This window comes from Streptococcus sp. k-378, assembly GCF_013277505.1.
Lineage (GTDB): Bacteria > Bacillota > Bacilli > Lactobacillales > Streptococcaceae > Streptococcus > Streptococcus pseudopneumoniae.
This window is the reverse complement of the sequence record NZ_VMNC01000145.1, coordinates 1-508: the sequence shown is the minus strand read 5'-3', so window position 1 is coordinate 508 and position 508 is coordinate 1. Positions and strand designations below refer to the sequence as shown.

1 protein-coding gene is annotated in these 508 nt (G+C 48.0%); it reads left to right on the top strand.

Features of this window, described 5'->3' with window-relative positions:
* Window positions 1-26 precede the first annotated feature (26 nt).
* The coding region (locus HT719_RS10740; protein WP_172929188.1) for a DUF1542 domain-containing protein at window positions 27-508 on the top strand (482 nt) is incomplete at its 3' end.

Sequence of the window (508 nt, the reverse complement as noted above, 5' to 3'; positions counted from 1 at the left end):
CACAAGGTGTAGAAGCGATTAAAGCTGTGAATCCAGAAACAACTGCTAAAGCAGCCGCTGACAAAGCCATTGATGACGCTCTTGCTGCTAAGAACCAAGCCATTGATGAGCGTACAGACTTGACAGATGCAGAGAAGAAAGCTGCTAAAGACAAGGCTAAGGAAGAAGCAGACAAGGCTAAGGCAGCAGTAGCAGCCGCAACAAGTGATGCAGAAGTAGCCAAAGCCAAAGAAGCCGGTGAGTCTGCAGTTGGTGCTGTGACTCCAGTAGCCAAAGATGCTGCTAAACAAGCAGTGGCAGATGAACTAGCTAAGAAAGAAGCAGAAATCGATGCCCGTCAAGATCTAACAGCTGAAGAAAAAGATGCAGCTAAGAAAGAAGCTCAAGCGAAAGCAGCTGAAGCGAACAAGGCCATCGATGCTCAACCAGATGTAGCCGCAACACCAGAAGAAGCCCAAGCAGCTCAAGAACAAGTAGAAGCCGCTAAGACACAAGGTGTAGAAGCGAT